Origin of the sequence: Pseudomonas auratipiscis, assembly GCF_036324085.1 — a bacterium.
Taxonomy (GTDB): Bacteria; Pseudomonadota; Gammaproteobacteria; order Pseudomonadales; family Pseudomonadaceae; genus Aquipseudomonas; species Aquipseudomonas auratipiscis.
This window is the reverse complement of the sequence record NZ_JAZDCU010000005.1, coordinates 186,039-205,520: the sequence shown is the minus strand read 5'-3', so window position 1 is coordinate 205,520 and position 19,482 is coordinate 186,039. Positions and strand designations below refer to the sequence as shown.

Below are 19,482 nucleotides of genomic sequence, written 5' to 3'. Positions count from 1 at the left end.
CCCGCGATAGAGGCATCAGCGAACGACGATCCCCTGCTTGGCCATGAAGGCCTTGGCTTCCGGCACGGTGTACTCGCCGAAATGGAAGATACTCGCCGCCAGCACTGCGCTGGCATGGCCTTCGATAATTCCGTCAGCCAGGTGCTGCAGGTTACCCACACCACCTGAAGCAATCACCGGAATACCCAAGGCATCGCTGATGGCCCGGGTAACACCCAGGTCAAAGCCATTCTTCATGCCGTCCTGATCCATGCTGGTCAGCAGAATCTCGCCGGCACCCAGGCCTTCCATCTTCATCGCCCACTCAACCGCATCCAGGCCGGTCGGCTTGCGACCACCGTGGGTGAAGATTTCCCAGCGCGGGGTTTCACCCGGTCCGGAAACTTTCTTGGCGTCGATGGCAACCACAATGCACTGAGAACCAAAGTGCGCAGCAGCTTCGCCGACGAACTCCGGGTTGAACACCGCGGCAGTGTTGATCGAGACCTTGTCGGCACCCGCATTGAGCAGGTTACGGATGTCCTGCACGGTACGCACACCACCGCCTACGGTCAGCGGGATGAACACCTGGCTGGCCATACGCTCAACGGTATGGAGCGTGGTGTCACGGCCATCGACGCTGGCGGTGATGTCGAGAAAGGTGATTTCGTCAGCGCCCTGTTCATCGTAGCGACGAGCGATTTCAACCGGATCACCGGCATCACGAATGTTCTCGAACTTGACGCCTTTGACCACCCGGCCGTTATCGACATCGAGGCAGGGGATGATGCGCTTAGCCAATGCCATGTGGGAGTCCTCAGCCTTTGTAGCTGTCGCAGAAGGCTTGAGCCTCGGCGACATCCAGGGTGCCTTCGTAGATGGCCCGGCCGGTGATCGCGCCGATGATGCCCGGCGCCTTGGCGTCGAGCAGGGCCTTGATGTCACCCAGGTTGTGGATACCACCGGAAGCAATCACCGGAATCTTGGTAGCCGCGGCCAGTGCAGCCGTGAACGGGACGTTGCAGCCCTGCATCATGCCGTCTTTGGCAATGTCGGTGTAGACAATGGCCGAGACGCCGTCGGCTTCGAACCGCTTGGCCAGGTCAATGACCTGCACCGAGCTGACTTCAGCCCAGCCGTCGGTGGCAACGAAACCGTCTTTGGCATCCAGGCCGACGATAACCTTGCCTGGAAAGGCGCGGCAGGCTTGGGCGACGAACTCAGGCTCTTTAACGGCCTTGGTGCCGATGATCACGTAGCTGACGCCAGCCTTGACGTAATGCTCGATGGTTTCCAGCGAACGGATACCGCCACCGATCTGGATAGGCAGGTTCGGATAGCGCTTGGCAATGGCAGTTACCACTTCGCCGTTGACCGGCTGGCCTTCGAAAGCGCCATTGAGGTCAACCAGGTGCAGGCGGCGGCAACCACCTTCGACCCACTTGGCGGCCATGCTCACCGGGTCATCGGAAAATACCGTGGAGTCTTCCATGCGGCCCTGGCGCAGACGTACGCAAGCACCGTCTTTAAGATCGATAGCGGGAATAATCAGCATGCTGTTTTCCTTCGTAAAAAGAGCTGCAAGTTGCTAGCTACAAGCTGCAAGCGTGCGCGTCTGTTCTCTTGCAGCTGGTAGCTTTCAGCTGCTTTTTTCGAGCGACCAGAGGTCACTTTCAATACTTTCGAAGCGTTCCTTGAGATGGTTCTGCACATCGAAAATCGCTCGATTGTAGTAATGCGGAGCGATTTTCTTGCTGAACAGGTCCAGAACCTCAGCGACCTCGAACGAACCCAGTTGCAGCTCGAAACGGTCTTCGAGAAAGCGCTTGAGTACATCCAGCGCTTCGCGTTCCTGCTCCGGGGCAAGGGTGAGAATCGGCGCCTTGGTCTTGGACTTGCTCATTACCAGTGGCCATCCCAGGCGGCGAAGTTCTGCAGCAACTGCAGGCCATGGGTATGGCTTTTCTCCGGGTGGAACTGCACCGCAAAACGCGACCCTTCGGCCAGCGCTGCAGCGAAATCGACGCCGTAGTGACCACGCCCCACCACCTGCAAGGCCTTGGCCGCAGTGATGTAGTAGCTGTGCACAAAGTAGAAACGTGCCAGGTCAGGAATGTTGTGCCACAGCGGATGATCGATGGCCTGGGTAACTTCGTTCCAGCCCATGTGCGGCACCTTCAGGTGCTCGCCATCTTCATGCAAGTCCTTGCCGAAAAACCGCACATTGCCTGGGAACAGGCCAATGCAATCGACGCCGTCGTTCTCTTCGCTGTGATCCAGCAGCGCCTGCATACCCACGCAGATGCCGAGAAACGGACGGTCCTGACTGACTTCGCGCACCAGGCTGTCGAAGCCCAAGCGACGAATTTCAGCCATGCAATCGCGAATCGCGCCCACTCCCGGAAATACCACACGATCAGCCTCGCGGATTACCGCGGCATCGCTGGTGATCAGTACCTTGCCAGCGCCGACGTGCTCCAGTGCCTTGGCCACCGAGTGCAAGTTGCCCATGCCATAGTCAATAACAGCAACTGTCTGCATTAAAGGCAACCCTTGGTCGACGGCATTTGCCCGGCCATGCGGTCATCCAGCTCGATAGCCATGCGCAGGGCGCGGCCGAAAGCCTTGAACACTGTCTCGATCTGGTGGTGGGTGTTGTGCCCACGCAGGTTGTCGATGTGCAGGGTGACGTTGGCGTGGTTGACGAAGCCCTGGAAGAATTCCTGGAACAGGTCGACATCGAAGCCGCCAACCGAGGCGCGGGTGTAGGGCACGTGCATTTCCAGGCCTGGACGGCCGGAAAAGTCGATAACCACACGCGACAGCGCTTCATCGAGCGGTACATAGGCGTGGCCATAGCGGCGGATGCCCTTCTTGTCGCCAATGGCCTGATTGAAGGCTTGGCCCAAGGTAATCCCGACGTCTTCGACGGTATGGTGATCGTCGATATGCAGGTCGCCCTTGCACTCGATGTCGAGGTCAATCAGCCCATGTCGGGCGATTTGGTCGAGCATGTGTTCAAGGAAAGGCACACCGATATCAAATCGAGCCTTGCCGCTGCCATCCAGGTTAATCGAGGCCTTGATCTGGGTTTCCAGAGTATTGCGCTCGACGGAAGCCTTACGTTCGACCATCACCAGCTCCGCAAAATCATTGGGCGAAAAAGGCGGTCATTATAGGCCTAGAAGCGTCAGGCTTGGAACGAAGAAGACGCGCGGCGGGGAATTTATCGCAGGGTTTGCCCGCTTCCACCGGGTTGCTGTGACCCAATGGGAGCAGGCTTGCCCGCGATGAATCGATTAATTGAACAGGACAGCCGTCTTCTGCAGCGTCACCCAGATACCCCAGGCCAGCGGCACCCCGACCGCCAGCCAGGCAGCGATCACCAGCGGCAGGCTCCCCGGCGCGGCATGCCACTCCAGCACGCGGGCATTGCCGCTGCCCTGGTCATGGCTTAGCGCTTGCTCGGCGGCCAGCTGTGCGTCGGTCATGAAGTATTTGTCGGCAACCGGGCGTACCAGCGCATTGCAGATAAAACCCAGCACCAGCAAACCGGCCAGAATGTACAAGGTAATGTCGTAAACCGCTGCGCGCTCCACGCCCAGAGCCAACTGGTACTCACGCAGGTAAGTGATCAGCACCGGACCGAGCACGCCTGCTGCCGCCCAGGCCGTCAACAAACGCCCGTGAATGGCACCGACCATCTGCGTACCGAACAGGTCGGCAAGATAGGCCGGCACGGTGGCGAAGCCGCCACCGTACATCGACAGGATGATGCAGAACGCGGCCACGAACAGGGCGACGTTGCCCAAATGGCCCATGTTCGGCACCAATGCGTACAGGGCTACGCCAAGGGCAAAAAACGCAAAATAGGTGTTCTTGCGCCCGATGTAGTCGGAGAACGAGGCCCAGAAGAAACGTCCGCCAATGTTGAACAGGCTCAATAGCCCGGTAAACCCGGCCGCGATGGCAGCAATCTGCGCCAGTTGTGTGCTGCTGAGCTCGCTGAAGCTCAGGTCATTACCCAGCAATTTGCCGGCGAACACTTCCTGCAGCAGCGGCGAGGCCATACCCAGAATGCCGATACCCGCCGACACGTTCAGGCACAGTACCAGCCAGATCAATACAAACTGCGGGGTTTTCCATGCCACGCTTACGTGCACATGACGATGGGTGATCATTGCATTGCTGGCTTTCTTCAGCGGTGCTGTCCAACCTTCGGGCTTCCAGCCCGTCGGCGGCACGCGATAGGCCAGGGCGCCACCGATCATGAACACGAAGTAGATCGCCGCCATTACCACGAAGCTTTGCCACACGCCTACGCCTTCGGGGCTGGCGAAATGGTTCATCAGGGCAGCCGCCAACGGCGCACCGACCATGGCACCACCACCAAAGCCCATGATCGCCATGCCAGTCGCCATGCCGCGCTTGTCCGGGAACCACTTGATCAGGGTCGACACTGGAGAGATGTAACCCAGGCCCAGGCCGATGCCACCAATGACACCCGAGCCCAACCACATCAGCCATAACTGGTGGGTATAAATGCCAAACGCCGAGATCAGCAGGCCACCACACCAGCACAGCGCCGAGACGACGCCGGCCTTGCGCGGCCCGGCGTGTTCCAGCCAGCCACCCCAGATAGCGGCCGAGCAGCCCAGGAACACAAAAAACAGCGTGTAGATCCAGCTCAACATCGAGATCTGCCAGTCGCACTCGGCGCTGAACAGACGAGCAAAGAAGCTCATGTCCGGGGCACAGGCCAGCGGCGCCGTAATGCCGATGGCCTGGGACAAGGGCAACCAGAACACCGAAAAACCATACGCCATGCCAATGCACAAATGGATGGCCAAGGCGGCTGGCGGCACCAGCCAGCGGTTGAACCCAGGGGCGGCGATAATCCGCTCTTTCGACAAGAAGCCAGGGCTATTGCTGATAGCACCCGCCGTGATACTGCTACTCATTATTGTGTTCCCCTCGTAGATGGTCAGCTCACGGCTCTCGATCTTGGTCCATCGGCAACTGATCGTTTTTGGCGCTTTTGCCCTACAAAACGCGACATTTCGTCGCAGAAGGCTGTGTGAGCGGCGCAAGAGTAGCATTCGCCTGCGGCTTTGAAAGCACACTGATGCGGTGTTTTGTACTGCAACTGAACTGTCGCTGCCTCCACTGTCGAAACCTTGGCCACGCTAACCTCGGCACAATCGGGGTTTGTTCGTGCTGGAGGAGAATTACGCATCAACCTTCGACTAGCTCCAGTGACGACAACCACAGCGCTATACTCTGCGGCTAAATTTTAGAATCGGACTACAAGGACTCGCCCATGAAAGCGTTCGGCAAAATCCTGGGGCTAGTGCTTCTCGGGCTGTTGCTGATCATTGTGGCTCTAGGCTTTGCCTTGACCCACCTCTTCGATCCCAACGACTACAAAGACGAGATTCGCCAGCTTGCACGCGACAAAGCCCACGTTGAGCTAACACTCAATGGCGATATTGGATGGAGCCTGTTCCCCTGGCTGGGGCTGGAGCTGCATGAAGCCAGCATCGCTACGCTGAACAACCCGAAAGTCGCATTTGCCGATTTGCAGATGCTTGGACTGTCGGTTCGCGTCCTGCCCCTGCTACGCCGCGAAGTGCAAATGAGCGATGTACGTGTCGAAGGCCTCAACCTGATTCTGAGCCGCGATGAAAACGGCCATGGCAACTGGGAAGACATCGGCAAACCGTTGCCGACGGCAGCCACCGCGCCCGCCGACGGCGCGCCCTCCGCACCTGCCGGTGACAGCACCGCCAAGGCCGACAGCAAGGCCGACGCCAACGAGCGCCCGGTCAAACTGGATATCGACAGCCTGACCGTCAACAACGCCCGCGTTCAATACAGTGATGCGCGCAGCGGCCAGACGATCAGCGCTGAAAGCATCCAACTGAGCACCGGCGCCGTGCACGAAGGGGTCAATATTCCGCTGAAAATGACCGCTTTCGTAAGCACCGCGCAACCCGCGCTCAAGACCCGTACCGAGCTCAGCGGCGAGCTGCGTTTCGACCGTCGCCTCAAGCGCTATCAGTTCGAAGACATGAAGCTTAGCGGCGAAGCGTCGGGTGAACCTCTGCAAGGCAAGACCATGACCTATGCAGCCCAAGGCCAGTTGCTGGTCGACCTGGCCGCCAATGTCGCCGAATGGAATGGCCTGAAACTCTCGGCCAACCAGCTGCGCGCCCTGGGCGAACTGAACGTGCGCGATCTGGACAAGACCCCGCAACTGACGGGTGGCCTGTCCATTGCCCAGATCGACCTGCGCACCTTCCTCGACAGCATCGGCCGCACCCTGCCGGCCACCGCGGACGCCACTGCGCTGAGCAAGTTCGAGATGGTCACCCGCCTGCAAGGCAGCCCTAACAGCCTGGCGCTGGAAGACCTGGCCGTAAAACTGGATGAAAGCACCTTCAGCGGCCGCCTGGCCGTGGAAGACTTCGCCAAGCAAGCCCTGCGTATGCAACTCAAAGCCGACAAGTTCGATGCCGACCGCTACATGCCGGCCAAGAGCGAAGCCGCCGCCAGCGCCACGGCTGCGCGCCAGGCCGAGGTCAAGAGCAAGGAACAGAGCGCCCTGGCCAGTGCCGGCAACACCCCGCTGCCCGACGCCCCAACTCAGGTGGCCTGGAGCAGCGACAAACTGTTGCCGGTCGATCGCCTGCGCCAACTCGACCTGCAGGCAGACCTGAGCTTCGGCCAACTGACGCTGGAAAAGCTGCCCATCGACAATGCCCATCTCAAGACCCAGGGCCAAGGTGGCCTGATCACCCTTGAAACCCTGCGCGGCGGCCTCTACGACGGCGACTTCGAAACCAAGGGCACCCTCGACGTGCGCCCGGCAGTTCCGCAGATAGGTCTCAACACCAAGGTCAATCGGGTACCGGTCGAACACTTCATCAAGAGCCAGACTGAAACCCCACCGGTCAAAGGCCTGCTGACCCTGAGCAGCAGCCTGACCGCCACCGGCAACAGCCAGAAGGCACTGGTCGATACCCTCAACGGCAATGCCAGCTTCGTTATCAACGACGGCATCCTGGTCAACGCCAACCTTGAACAGCAACTCTGCCAGGCCATCGCCACCCTCAACCGCAAGGCATTGAGCGGTGAGCCACGCGGCAAGGACACACCGTTCCAGGAGCTCAAGGGCAGCCTGGTACTGCGCAACGGCGTAGCCAGCAACCCGGACCTCAAGGCGCGTATTCCCGGCCTTACCGTCAACGGTCATGGCGATCTCGATCTGCGCGTGCTGGGTATGGACTACCGCGTGGGCGTGATCGTTGAAGGCGACAAACGTGAGATGCCGGATCCGGCCTGCCAGGTCGGCCAGCGCTACGTCGGCCTGGAGTTGCCACTGCGTTGCCGTGGCCCCCTGGAGCTGGGTGCCAAGGCCTGCCGCCTGGACAAGGAAGGCCTGGGCAAAGTTGCAGCCAAGCTTGCCGGCGACAAAGTCAGCGAAAAACTCAGCGACAAGATCGATGAGAAACTCGGTGACAAGGTCAGCCCTGAACTCAAGGACGCGCTGAAGGGGCTGTTCAAGCGATGAGCCCCGAGCAGTTTTCCAGCGCCGTGCTGGAGTGGTACGACCGTAATGGCCGACATGACCTGCCCTGGCAACAGGGCATCACCCCTTATCGGGTGTGGGTTTCGGAGATCATGCTGCAACAGACCCAGGTCAGCACCGTGCTCAACTACTTCGACCGCTTCATGCAAGCGTTGCCGACCGTAGAGGCACTGGCCGCAGCGCCGGAAGATGAAGTGCTGCACCTGTGGACGGGCCTGGGCTATTACACCCGGGCGCGCAACCTGCAGAAGACCGCGAAAATCGTCGTCGAACACTACGGCGGCGAATTTCCGCGCGATGTCGAAAAGCTCACCGACCTGCCGGGCATCGGCTTATCCACAGCCGGGGCCATTGCCAGTATCAGCATGGGCCTGCGTGCGCCGATCCTCGACGGCAACGTTAAACGCGTGCTGGCCCGCTACACCGCCCAGGAAGGCTACCCGGGCGAACCCAAGGTGGCCAAAGAGCTGTGGGCCAATGCCGAACGCTATACCCCGCACGCCAGAGTCAACAACTACACCCAGGCGATGATGGACCTGGGCGCCACCCTGTGCACCCGCAGCAAGCCCAGTTGCCTGTTGTGCCCACTCAAAGTTGGCTGCGAAGCACACTTGTTGGGTCAGGAGATTCGCTACCCGATCCCCAAGCCTCGCAAGGAGCTGCCACAACGCCGCACACTGATGCCGCTACTGGCCAACGGCCAAGGTGCCGTCCTGCTTTATCGTCGTCCCTCCACGGGGCTGTGGGGTGGTTTGTGGAGCTTGCCGGAGCTGGAGCAGGTGGAACAGCTCGACGACCTCGCAGATCAGCACGGCCTTACCCTTATCACTCGCCAGGCGCTGGACGGCCTGACTCACACCTTCAGCCATTTCCAGCTGGCCATCGAGCCCTGGCTGGTCCGGGTCGATGACTCCCGGGCCGACATGGTCGAGCCCGACTGGCTCTGGTATAACCTCGCCACCCCGCCGCGCCTGGGCCTTGCTGCCCCGGTCAAAAAGCTGCTCAAACGCGCGGCCGATGTTTTGATTGCAGGAGAGTCGTGATGACCCGCACCGTAATGTGCCGCAAATACAACGAAGAACTTCCAGGCCTGGAGCGTCCACCGTACCCGGGCGCCAAGGGTCAGGACATCTACGAGCATATCTCGCAGAAGGCCTGGGCCGATTGGCAGAAGGAACAGACCATGCTGATCAACGAGAAGCGCCTGAACATGATGAACGCCGAGGACCGCAAATTCCTCCAGGGCGAGATGGACAAGTTTTTCTCCGGCCAGGAATACGAAAAGGCCGAAGGCTACGTTCCACCTGCCGAATAACCCCCAAAAACCGTAAGCGACGGAATTAATTTAAAAAATTTTCAAAAAGTGTTTGACCTAAACCTGAAAAAGCCTTTTAATGCGCCCCGTTGCCCAGATAGCTCAGTCGGTAGAGCAGGGGATTGAAAATCCCCGTGTCGGCGGTTCGATTCCGTCTCTGGGCACCAAAATACCGAGAAACCCCAAGGAACAATGTGTCCTTGGGGTTTTTTATTGCCTGCGATTTAATGGCAGCTGGACCATGGCGCTTCGGCAGCGTGATTGAAAGGAGTCCAACGGACTTTCGGTACCGACCCCAAAACTGGGTAGTTTTAATCTAATTTGAATTGTCAGCTTGAGAGCCTCCCTCAGACAAGCTGAGACGTCGGCAATACAGGCCCGCCCAGCATAGCCCTTCCGCTTCCCCTGGCACACCACAGGGCCTCTGAGCACTCTCGACCGCCCTTCACTCCAGACACTTACAAGTCACGCTGCATGCGCGGCACGCATAAACCAGCCCCTGGAGTCGAACATCAGGACAAAATACTGGACTTCCGATGCAACCGGGGAAATGCACCGACTTGCCCACCCATTTGCATTCGACTGATTAGTCATATGCATAGACTTTGACCATTACCCTTCGTGGCCCTGACCGGCAGAGATCGACCAAAACCTGCCTTTCAGGAGCGATCGTTTTTGGCCTAAATACCTCTTGCTGGAATCCGCCTCAGGAGATGACAGCCCCATCCTGAATCAGGCACCCTGTTAACTAGTCATTAACTCTCTTCGGCAAATACCATGCAATTTACAGTTCCAACGAATGGCGATCCCATCGAAATTGATGTAGTGCAAGGAACATCTGTTGTCTTTGTAGGAGCTAATGGGAGTGGCAAGACTCGACTCGCAATTCATATAGAAGCATTTGGAGGGGAAAGCGCCCATCGAATTTCGGCACATCGCGCACTCACACTGAATCCTGGCGTTCCGAAAATCCGTGAAAGGCAAGCGTTAGCGGGATTGAGGTTCGGTCATCCAGACGAGAGTGCAGCCTTATACCATCGCACGGGGTCTCGCTGGCAATCGAAAGAAGCCAGCGCGCTACTGAACGATTTCGACTATGTACTCCAGGCGATGTTTGCCGAACAGTCGCGAACCTCCCTCGAAACTCATAAGAGTGTACGGGACGGAAAGAACCTGGCGGCTAACGATACGAAATTCGAGAAACTTCAGAAAATTTGGCAGCTCTTGTTACCGCACCGCGTTCTCGAAATCAGTGGTGATGATATTCAAGTGATATCACCTACTACTGGGGCTACGTACAGCGCAACCGACATGAGTGACGGAGAGCGGGCAATTTTCTACTTAATTGGCCAAGTTTTGGTTGCAGCGGAAAATTCCGTGCTCATCGTAGATGAGCCTGAATTGCATGTTCACCGTTCGATCATGAACAAGCTATGGGATCATCTTGAAAGCGCCCGCCCCGACTGCGCCTTTGTGTTTATCACACATGACCTAGAGTTCGCTGCTGGCCGAGTAGGTCAAAAATTTGTGATCCGCGACTATAATTCCGTAGGACCACGCTGGACCATCGATACGGTGCCCACCGACACCGGTTTCACTGAAGAAATCACCACCTTACTTCTCGGTAGCCGTCGGCCAATTCTTTTCGTTGAAGGCGATGCCAAGAGTCTTGATAAAGCAGTTTATCGATGCGCTTACCCTCAATGGACTGTTGTGCCACGCGGCTCGTGTCAAGAAGTTGTACACGCTGTAACAACGTTGAGAGCTAACACCGAGCTCACACGCGTCCAATGCGCAGGGATTATTGATGCCGATGGCTACGACACCACGGACATCGATGCCTTCGAACAAATGGGTGTGGCCGTTTTACCGGTATCAGAAATTGAAAATCTGTTTTTGCTCCCCGAAATCAGTCGGGAAATCGCAAACGCCGAGCACCTAGCCCCTGAAGAAATTGAAGTGCGCCTTGACGGGCTTAAGGATGACATTCTAACTCTGGCAGGCCAGTCTGATCTAACTGATCGGGTTGTGCGGATGTACTGTATGCGGCGTATTGATCGCGCACTCAAGAAAACTGATCTCAGCAAGCAAGATTCGATCGAAGGGATGAAAAACGCCTACATCCTGCAGACTCAAAGCATAGATATCACAGCAATTGCCAAAGAGCGTCGAACCAGAATTGAGACCGCAATCGCTCAAGGTGATATTCCAACTCTCCTGTCTTTATTCGATAATAAAGGAATGCTGGCTAAAGCTTCCAGTCGCTTAAAAAACACTAGCCGCGCCCCGTTTGAAGCGTGGCTGGCAAGAGTGCTTCTTAATAATAAGGTGCCCGGACTCGTCAAAGCTTTGCGAGACGTACTGCCGGAAATAGCACTACCCTACTGACCTGCCGGTTAACCTGACTCTGTCACCCTGGGGCAGACGCTAGAAGCCGCGATCGGAGACTGCTCTCGACGATGACCGCTTCTGGTCGTTTTCTGCCTCTCACCACAGGCAGAAAGCAGCCAAAAGCGGACTGTGGCTTAGCGGTGTAGGAAATTTTTCAGTAAAGTGTACACCTCTGCTTAGTTAGTGACCCAAGCTGAGGGAGATCGTTATCATTAAACAAAAATGTGTGCCAGCTTCTCTCGTGATCTCTCAAGCTCCTGGTGTGTAACTTGAATTTGTGACGACTACGGAAAATTACCTTTTACGAACTGCATGCCTGCAAATGCCTCCTGATCAGCTTTATTGCTTACAGGCTTTAAAAGCCTCTTACATTGAATTGCCACCGTTATATTATTTTTCCATTGCAGACCGTTTTATTGACCTGCCTTAAAGACGACAACGGTAGCTAAAGATACATATGGCCCCCAATACTCCAGTGAGACTGATCTAAAGATCCGTAGTCAGCATGGACTGGTCGCGCTGGCATCTGGTGACCAGCGTACCTTTCTCCTGTAGCAAGGTAGCCTCCATAAGCCAGAAGAGACTCAGCGGAGAGAAAGAGAAGTGAGATGCCCCTAAAACTGCCCAAAAGAACGATAGATCTTGCGATATCATAATGATGGCAGCATGATTATCGGTGCCATAAGCTTCGCCATAGAGTACATATCGATCACAGCTTTTTAGGGACAGAAAATGCTGGGAAAAATTTTTAAAACCTTATTAGTTCCAAGCATCCGCACCACTATTAATCCAACATTCAAATTTACTTCAACAAAGCGAACGGAGCGAAGCCTTGCAAAAACATTCATCTGTGCAGGCTTGGGCAAAGAGGCCGATCTTGTACCGGGCTGCATAGTCGTCTGTGACCTTGCGGGAAGCTTTGCAGATCACACGGGAATATATATTGGACAAAATAATCGAATTGTAGAGCGAAACGGTGACGGAAAAATTAAAAAAGTCACTCCACACGCCTTTATGAACTCCCATGGACTTCGAACGGGCATAACCCTTTATGCCGCCTATTCCAATGGAAAAATAATTAGCAGCCCGGAAATCTCTGATAGAGCTAGTGCCGCAGTGGGCAATAAAAGCGGATACAATTTAATTTTCAACAACTGCCACCGCTTCACGGCTTATTGTGCTACAGGCGTCGAACACTCAGTGACCACTTTCGATTCGCTTACAACAATTCTGGAAGAAATATTCCCTAATCTCCGCTGGGTCCCCGTAAAAGACCAGTATACAAAGAAATAGTGCATTAAGTGCCCTCGGATCATTATGTACAAAACTCATAATCCGATCGCTGACTACACATTCCTGAGGCTTGGCTCCTTTCCTAGCCTTCACCGTTGACGTACCATTGCGCATGGACCCTGACATTGAACAATTTATTCGAATATGCCAGCAAGGAACTCAGTACAGATGCCTTCCTAGCTTGGCTCTTCAAAGAACTGGATGAAAATCCGGACATCAGCCTATATCGCTCACATGTGTTCAATGCTTTGGGGTTCACCAAAGAGGGCGAAACGCCCGTTAACATTCACTCAAAATTACAGTCCGGCAGTGTTGATTTAATGCTGAGCTTTGACGTGAACGACGAGCGCCGCAATATTTTATTTGAGAATAAAACTTCATCAACCATTCACTCAGATCAACTTAACACTTACCAAAAACGCTTCCCCGACTGTTACAAATATATTTACTTCAAAATCGGCTATATCGACACATTGGAACGACAGAGCTTAGGGAAGTATGAGCTCATCTCCGCCCATGACTTTTATAATACCGTTAGCTTCTTAGCTAACTTCCATCCAATCATTCATCAATACTGCGCTTTTCTAAAGGACAATTGGATTTCCAAGGAAGAAGAAGCCCTAAAAAACCTAGCGGCTTCGTGTCCTGACGCGTTCAAAAGCGCCATAGGCCAACGACACTTCATCGGTGAACTCTATGAGCAATTGAAGGGCAGTGATGCTTGTTTGAAATTCAAGAAAGGGGTAAATAAAAACGGTTCCCCATGGACTCAGCTAGATTTTTGCCAACGAAAGAACTACTACGAGGAAAAAAACGAAACGTTGTTTTGGAGAGTTGACTCCCGCTCCGGGAGAACCTACCTACGCATCAACCAGTACGCTGCTGTCCCCAAGGACGGTCTTGACATTGCTGCCCACAAAAAACGGCGCCTACAAGCACTGCGCAAGCTAGCAGCAAACATCAGCAAGCCTTACGACTTAAAGCCTGGCAAGCTTTCAAACAAGGGAGTGAGAGAAAGCGAGGTCATCATTTTTTTCTTTGACGAGAACCCTTACAGCCGCCTCAAAGAGCTCATTCCAGAATTCACCACCAATTTTCAGGCCCTGTACTACCAACTGGAATAGCATTTCTTGCTGGCTCAAAAGTCACGCGGTGCGCGCGGTGCATGGAAACGCAGCGGCAATCAGCTCACCCCGCTCCGGTGCTCCTCCGGACCGTACGGAACACTTTCAAGCCATCTGGCCCGTTTCTGGCCGGTGTTTACCGCCCCGTCTTTGAGATAGGCCCAGGAAAACCAGCCGTTTGCCAAACGGGTAAGGACTTTCACAGGTTTTGAAAATCCCGTGTCGGCGGTTCGATTCCGTCTCTGGGTACCACCTTTCGCTTTCAGGTGGTGTCAGCATCATCTGAAACACATAAAAAACCCGCCTTCGAGCGGGTTTTTTATTGCCTGAAATTCCCGCCCCTTTCCTGATTAGCCCAACTCACGCCGCAGCTACAAGCCGACCGGCGCATACCGCCTGCACACCTTAAGCCCTCAATGGAACAACGGGGTTGCGCACTCGTCGCTTCAACGCGGCTGAAACTTTAGGTTTGGGCGAGAAACCCCAAGGCTTTTGACCAACATCAGTACCTTCTCGCCGCACACTCGTATGCTATTTGGTGGAAATTCGAAAAAACCAACAGGCCCACCTACATGAGCGAAGAATCCACAGCCCTGCCTCTGCCCGTGCCGACCCCAGATACTTCGGCCAACACCAGCCCCGCCCCGGCCAAGCCTGCAACCCCACGCCCACGGCGCGCGCGCACCACCCGCAAACCAGCCGTAGCAGCCGCTGAAAGCGAAATCGTCGCGATCAGCCAGCAACCTGCCGCTCTCAAGGTCGCGTCCGCCCCACGCGGCTCCAACGAAGACAGCACCGCAGCGAAGCTACCGGCCAGTTACCCCTACCGCACACGTATGCGCCGGGGAGAATACGATAAGGCCAAGCACGATTTGCAGATCGAACTGCTCAAGGTGCAGAGCTGGGCCAAGGAAACCGGCCAGCGTATCGTCGTACTGTTCGAAGGCCGGGACGCAGCGGGTAAAGGTGGCACGATCAAACGCTTCATGGAGCACCTGAACCCGCGCGGCGCACGTATCGTTGCCCTGGAGAAGCCTTCCGAACAGGAAAAGGGCCAGTGGTACTTCCAGCGCTACATCCAGCATTTGCCCACCGCCGGTGAAATGGTCTTCTTCGACCGCTCCTGGTACAACCGCGCCGGTGTCGAGCGAGTGATGGACTTCTGCTCGCCACTGCAATACCTCGAGTTCATGCGCCAGGCCCCCGACCTCGAACGCATGCTGTGCAATTCCGGCATTCTGCTGTTCAAGTACTGGTTCTCGGTAAACCGCGAAGAGCAACTGCGCCGCTTCATCTCGCGTCGTGACGACCCGCTCAAGCATTGGAAGCTGTCGCCCATCGATATCAAGTCGCTGGACAAGTGGGACGAATACACCGCTGCCAAGGAAGCGATGTTCTTCCACACCGACACCGCTGATGCGCCATGGACGGTCATCAAGTCCGACGACAAGAAGCGTGCGCGCATCAACTGCATACGCCACTTCCTGCATTCGCTGGACTATCCCGGCAAGGACCTGCGCGTGGCCCACCAGCCCGATCCGCTACTGGTTGAGCGTGCGGCGCGGGTGCATGCCGAGGAAGACCGTGGCGAGCTGGTACAGCCTGCCTGAGCGAGGCCGTCGGATACACTTGGGTTTCTTTGCGAACTAGGCTTCAATACGCAAAATTTTTTGACTCAGGATTCACCGATGGCCTCTAACAGCAAGCAGCAGAAACGCGCCAAGCGCGCCGCCAACAAGGCTCGTGAAAACCGTATGGTGCGTAGTGGCCAGGCAGTGAAGAGCAGCGGCGAAAGCTCCAGCGCCAGCGTCGAGCAGGTATTCAACAAGGCCATGAACTCGGGCAGCTACACCGCCCTATTCGAAAAAATGAAGCAAGCCCAGGAAGACGGGCTTGTTTCGTTGATTTCGGTGTTCCTGGTCGACCCACTGCTGGCCCTGGTACTCAAAGGCCACAAGGAAGAACACGCCACCGACTACATCGTCATGGTCTTCACGGCCTACCGCCAATGGCTGGATGGCGCCGACGAAGCCACCACCATGGCCTGGCTGGAAAGTGACGAGTTCCAGCAAGCCTACATTTCTGCCTCTGAAGCCGTGGCCAAGACCCAGCAGAAAATGTATGGCTAACACTCGGACCTGCTCGCGATAAGGCCGCCACAGGCCTGCGTGCAATGCCCAATAAAAAGGCCGCGATCTCTTCAGATCGCGGCCTTTTTACATTTCAGCTAAATCAGTTGTTCAGCACCGCACGCCCCGCCGCCTCGGCTTTGCGCTTGCGCGCCACCAGCAGACCTGCCGCTACCACCGCTATGGACAGCAAGCCGGTGGCGACGATTTCGATACGGTGATCCGGACGGATCAGCATCACGGTGAGAATGCCCACGATGAAGGCGATGGTCGCCCAGGTCAGGCCCGGGAACAGCCACATCTTGAACGCGATTTTCTCGCCACGCGCCATACGCTGGCGACGCATGCGCAGTTGCGATACGGCGATTACCAGATATACCAGCAAGGCAATGGCGCCGGAGCTTGCCAGCAAGAACTCGAACACCGCAGCAGGCGCCACATAGTTGGCAAATACAGTCAGAAATGCCGCCGCAGTCGACAGCACCACCGCAACGTACGGGGTGCCGCTGGAAGTGGTGCGCTGGGCCATGGCCGGGGCATCACCACGCTTGCTCAGGGAGAAGAGCATGCGCGAAGAGGTGTAAAGCGCCGAGTTCAGGCAGCTGGTTACCGCGATCAAGACAACGACGTCGACGATCAGCTTGGCGTTCGGAATGCCCATCAGGTTCAGCACAGTCTGGTACGAGCCCACTTCAGCCAAGTCGCTGTGGTTCCATGGCACCAGTGCCACCACCAGGAAGATCGACACGAGATAGAACAGGAAGATCCGCCAGATCACCGAATTGGTGGCCTTGGTGATCTGCTTGCCTGGATCCTTGGACTCGGCGGCAGCAATAGTGACGATCTCGGTGCCCATGAACGAAAACATGGTGGTCAGCATTGCAGCCAATACCGCGCCGAGGCCATTAGGCATGAAGCCCTGGGTGTCGAACAGATGGCTGACGCCACTGACCTGACTACTGGGCAGGAAACCGAACACCGCTGCCAGGCCAAGAATGATGAAGCCAATGATCGCGACCACTTTGAGCAAGGCGAACCAGAACTCGAATTCACCGTAGTTCTTCACGCTGAACAGGTTGGTAGCGGTTAGCAGCAGGGTGATCACCAGTGTAAATACCCAGATGCCTACATCAGGGAACCAAGCATGCAGAATGGTTGCGGCGGCGTTGGCCTCAAGCGGAATCACCAGCACCCAGAACCACCAGTACAGCCAACCAATGGTAAAACCAGCCCAATGGCCGATAGCCCTGTCGGCATAGGTGGAAAACGATCCGGTGTCCGGGGAAGCAATGGCCATCTCGGCCAACATGCGCATCACCAGAACAACCAAGGTGCCGGCAGCAGCATAGGCCAGCAATACCGCGGGACCTGCCTGGGCGATGGCATGGCCAGAACCCACGAACAAACCAGCACCGATTACACCCGCAATAGACAGCATGGTGACATGCCGTTGTTTGAGCCCCTGAGCGAGGTCATTGGAATTGTGCGTACCGCTCATAAAACTACCTTTGAAGGGAGTGGCTTTCTACATCCTGATTTCGTCAGGCGCACACTTCGCAAAGCGTGCTACATCCTGTTGGCGGTGGATAAGGCAATAAATGCGCCAGCAACACGACCGTTCGTAGCCGCAACTGCTCAGGCCGCGGAAATAAAGGGCTCTATGTCTTTGCTGCCAAGACATGACCGAAAGGCCATCAAATCACAACGGAAAAACACGATTACTGAAATACCCACTTACAAATACCCAGGTGCACCAAAACCTGTCGGCGGTAACACCTCGCGCACATTTTTTGCGCAAAAAGGCGCAACCCACAGGCGCAACCATTTGCCGCACTTACGCGCCCAAGCGGTGCCCGAGGGCAGAAACGACTTTCCAGCACCGGCCAAAACTGGCACCATCGCGCCTTTTTTCATCAAGGCTCCGGCCCTGGAAACGAGGGAAGTGGTCATCGGCGCGACAGTCCGCTGCAGCGATGCGACACTTGCCCTCTTGGCAACTGCTTGCCCCTCCCGACCTTGTTGGCTGTCATTCCGCCGCTATGCTAGCTTGGCGCAGCCAGGAAGGCCGCCAACAAGCAGGAGCGCACCAGAACACATGAGGACCGCACATGGCTGAGGCCACGCCCGCGCTGGAAATCCGCAACCTGCACAAACGCTACGGCGACCAGGAGATCCTCAAGGGCATCTCGCTGACCGCCCGCGATGGCGATGTGATCTCGATCCTGGGATCCTCCGGCTCCGGCAAGTCCACTCTGCTGCGCTGCATCAATCTGCTGGAAAACCCGCACCAGGGTCAGATCCTGGTCGCCGGTGAAGAGCTGCGTTTGAAAGCGGCGAAAAACGGCGACCTGGTAGCCGCCGACAACAAGCAGATCAATCGCCTGCGCAGCGAGATCGGCTTCGTGTTCCAGAATTTCAACCTGTGGCCGCACATGAGCATCCTCGACAACATCATCGAGGCGCCCCGGCGCGTGCTCGGCCAAAGCAAGGCCGAGGCCATCGAGCATGCCGAAGCACTGCTCAACAAAGTGGGGATCCACAACAAGCGCCACAGCTACCCGGCCGAACTTTCCGGCGGCCAGCAGCAGCGCGCAGCCATTGCCCGCACCCTGGCAATGAAACCCAAGGTCATACTGTTCGACGAACCGACCTCGGCGCTGGATCCGGAAATGGTCCAGGAAGTGCTTAACGTTATCCGTGCCCTCGCCGAAGAAGGCCGTACCATGCTACTGGTTACACACGAAATGGGCTTCGCCCGCCAGGTGTCCAGTGAAGTTGTCTTCCTGCACCAAGGGTTGGTCGAAGAGCAGGGAACGCCGCAGCAGGTTTTCGAAAACCCGACCTCGGCGCGTTGTAAACAATTCATGTCCAGCAACCGCTAACGGAGCAACACGCATGCAGAACTATAAGAAATTCCTCCTGGCCGCTGCCGCCACGCTGGTGTTCTCGGCCAATGCCATGGCTGCCGAGAAACTGAAGATGGGCATCGAAGCGGCCTACCCGCCGTTCAACAACAAGGATGCCAGTGGCCAGGTCGTAGGTTTCGACAAAGACATCGGCGACGCCCTGTGCGCCAAGATGAAGGCTGAATGCGAAGTCGTCACCTCCGATTGGGATGGCATCATTCCAGCCCTGAACGCCAAGAAGTTCGACTTCATCGTCTCGTCGCTGTCGATCACCGACGAGCGCAAGCAAGCCGTTGACTTCACCGACCCGTACTACTCGAACAAACAGCAGTTCATCGCCCCGAAAAACGTCGATTTCAAAACCGACGACGCGTCGCTCAAAGGCAAGACCCTGGGCACCCAGCGCGCCACCCAGGCGGCAATCTGGCTGGACGATCACGGCGGCATGGATGGCAACTTCAAGGTCAACCTCTACGACACCCAGGAAAACGCCTACCTGGACCTCACCTCGGGTCGTGTAGACGCCCTGCTGGCCGACAAATACGCCAACTACGACTGGCTGAAGTCCGATGCCGGCAAGAACTACGAGTTCAAAGGCGAGCCAGTGAACGAGAGCGACAAGGTCGGCATCGCTGTGCGCAAAGGTGACAACGAACTGCGCAACAAGCTGAACGCTGCACTGAAGGAAATCGTTGCCGACGGCACTTACAAGAAGATCAACGACAAGTACTTCCCTTTCAGCATCTATTGATTC

17 protein-coding genes and 1 tRNA gene are annotated in these 19,482 nt (G+C 56.4%); 11 read left to right on the top strand and 7 right to left on the bottom strand.

Annotation, left to right across the window (positions count from 1 at the left end):
* Positions 1-15 precede the first annotated feature (15 nt).
* The 6 genes from hisF to V0R60_RS09270 form a co-directional block, all read right to left on the bottom strand.
* Positions 16-786, bottom strand: a complete 771-nt coding sequence (gene hisF / locus V0R60_RS09295) for an imidazole glycerol phosphate synthase subunit HisF (RefSeq protein WP_136474103.1) — start codon at positions 784-786, stop codon at positions 16-18.
* Positions 787-796: 10 nt separating this feature from the next.
* Positions 797-1,534, bottom strand: a complete 738-nt coding sequence (gene hisA, locus V0R60_RS09290; protein WP_136474102.1) for a 1-(5-phosphoribosyl)-5-[(5-phosphoribosylamino)methylideneamino]imidazole-4-carboxamide isomerase — start codon at positions 1,532-1,534, stop codon at positions 797-799.
* An 84-nt stretch (positions 1,535-1,618) separates the two neighbouring features.
* Positions 1,619-1,882, bottom strand: coding sequence for a DUF2164 domain-containing protein (locus tag V0R60_RS09285; protein WP_330079211.1), 264 nt, complete (start codon positions 1,880-1,882; stop codon positions 1,619-1,621).
* Positions 1,882-2,520, bottom strand: a complete 639-nt coding sequence (hisH, locus tag V0R60_RS09280; RefSeq protein WP_136474100.1) for an imidazole glycerol phosphate synthase subunit HisH — start codon at positions 2,518-2,520, stop codon at positions 1,882-1,884. The genes V0R60_RS09285 and hisH overlap by 1 nt, the downstream gene beginning before the upstream one ends.
* Positions 2,520-3,113: an imidazoleglycerol-phosphate dehydratase HisB gene (hisB, locus tag V0R60_RS09275; RefSeq protein ID WP_330079210.1), complete on the bottom strand. Its 594-nt coding sequence runs from the start codon at positions 3,111-3,113 to the stop codon at positions 2,520-2,522. The genes hisH and hisB overlap by 1 nt, the downstream gene beginning before the upstream one ends.
* A 165-nt stretch (positions 3,114-3,278) precedes the next feature.
* Complete coding sequence (locus tag V0R60_RS09270; RefSeq protein WP_330079209.1) at positions 3,279-4,940, bottom strand: OFA family MFS transporter; 1,662 nt, start codon at positions 4,938-4,940, stop codon at positions 3,279-3,281.
* 359 nt (positions 4,941-5,299) lie between these two features.
* Between V0R60_RS09270 and V0R60_RS09265 the strand changes: the two genes are divergently transcribed.
* The 9 genes from V0R60_RS09265 to V0R60_RS09225 all read left to right on the top strand — a co-directional run bounded on the left by V0R60_RS09265 (position 5,300) and on the right by V0R60_RS09225 (position 15,822).
* Positions 5,300-7,552, top strand: a complete 2,253-nt coding sequence (locus V0R60_RS09265; protein WP_330079208.1) for an AsmA family protein — start codon at positions 5,300-5,302, stop codon at positions 7,550-7,552.
* On the top strand, positions 7,549-8,613 hold the full coding sequence (gene mutY / locus V0R60_RS09260) for an A/G-specific adenine glycosylase (RefSeq protein WP_330079207.1): 1,065 nt from the start codon (positions 7,549-7,551) through the stop codon (positions 8,611-8,613). The genes V0R60_RS09265 and mutY overlap by 4 nt, the downstream gene beginning before the upstream one ends.
* A complete protein-coding gene (locus tag V0R60_RS09255; RefSeq protein WP_136474095.1) occupies positions 8,613-8,885 on the top strand; it encodes an oxidative damage protection protein in 273 nt (90 codons plus the stop codon). The genes mutY and V0R60_RS09255 overlap by 1 nt, the downstream gene beginning before the upstream one ends.
* A gap of 91 nt (positions 8,886-8,976) precedes the next feature.
* A tRNA-Phe gene (locus V0R60_RS09250) sits at positions 8,977-9,052 on the top strand.
* Positions 9,053-9,662: 610 nt separating this feature from the next.
* Entirely contained in the window at positions 9,663-11,273 is a 1,611-nt protein-coding gene (locus V0R60_RS09245; RefSeq protein WP_136474094.1) for an AAA family ATPase, read from the top strand.
* Positions 11,274-12,008: 735 nt separating this feature from the next.
* Positions 12,009-12,569, top strand: coding sequence for a lecithin retinol acyltransferase family protein (locus V0R60_RS09240; protein WP_136474093.1), 561 nt, complete (start codon positions 12,009-12,011; stop codon positions 12,567-12,569).
* Positions 12,570-12,694: 125 nt separating this feature from the next.
* A complete protein-coding gene (locus tag V0R60_RS09235; RefSeq protein WP_330079206.1) occupies positions 12,695-13,693 on the top strand; it encodes a hypothetical protein in 999 nt (332 codons plus the stop codon).
* A gap of 572 nt (positions 13,694-14,265) precedes the next feature.
* The gene (ppk2, locus tag V0R60_RS09230; RefSeq protein ID WP_330079205.1) at positions 14,266-15,303 is read left to right on the top strand and encodes a polyphosphate kinase 2; all 1,038 of its coding nucleotides are present in this window, start codon (positions 14,266-14,268) and stop codon (positions 15,301-15,303) included.
* 78 nt (positions 15,304-15,381) lie between these two features.
* Positions 15,382-15,822: a hypothetical protein gene (locus V0R60_RS09225; RefSeq protein ID WP_330079204.1), complete on the top strand. Its 441-nt coding sequence runs from the start codon at positions 15,382-15,384 to the stop codon at positions 15,820-15,822.
* Positions 15,823-15,925: 103 nt separating this feature from the next.
* Here the strand turns inward: V0R60_RS09225 and gabP are convergent, their stop codons facing one another.
* Complete coding sequence (gabP, locus tag V0R60_RS09220) at positions 15,926-17,320, bottom strand: GABA permease (protein WP_330079203.1); 1,395 nt, start codon at positions 17,318-17,320, stop codon at positions 15,926-15,928.
* Positions 17,321-17,930: 610 nt separating this feature from the next.
* Here gabP and V0R60_RS09215 point away from each other — a divergent pair.
* Together V0R60_RS09215 and V0R60_RS09210 are read left to right on the top strand one after the other, a co-directional pair.
* Entirely contained in the window at positions 17,931-18,704 is a 774-nt protein-coding gene (locus V0R60_RS09215) for an ABC transporter ATP-binding protein (RefSeq protein ID WP_136474087.1), read from the top strand.
* A gap of 13 nt (positions 18,705-18,717) precedes the next feature.
* Positions 18,718-19,479 (top strand): ABC transporter substrate-binding protein, encoded by a 762-nt coding sequence (locus V0R60_RS09210; protein ID WP_136474086.1) that lies wholly within the window; start codon positions 18,718-18,720, stop codon positions 19,477-19,479.
* Positions 19,480-19,482 lie beyond the last annotated feature (3 nt).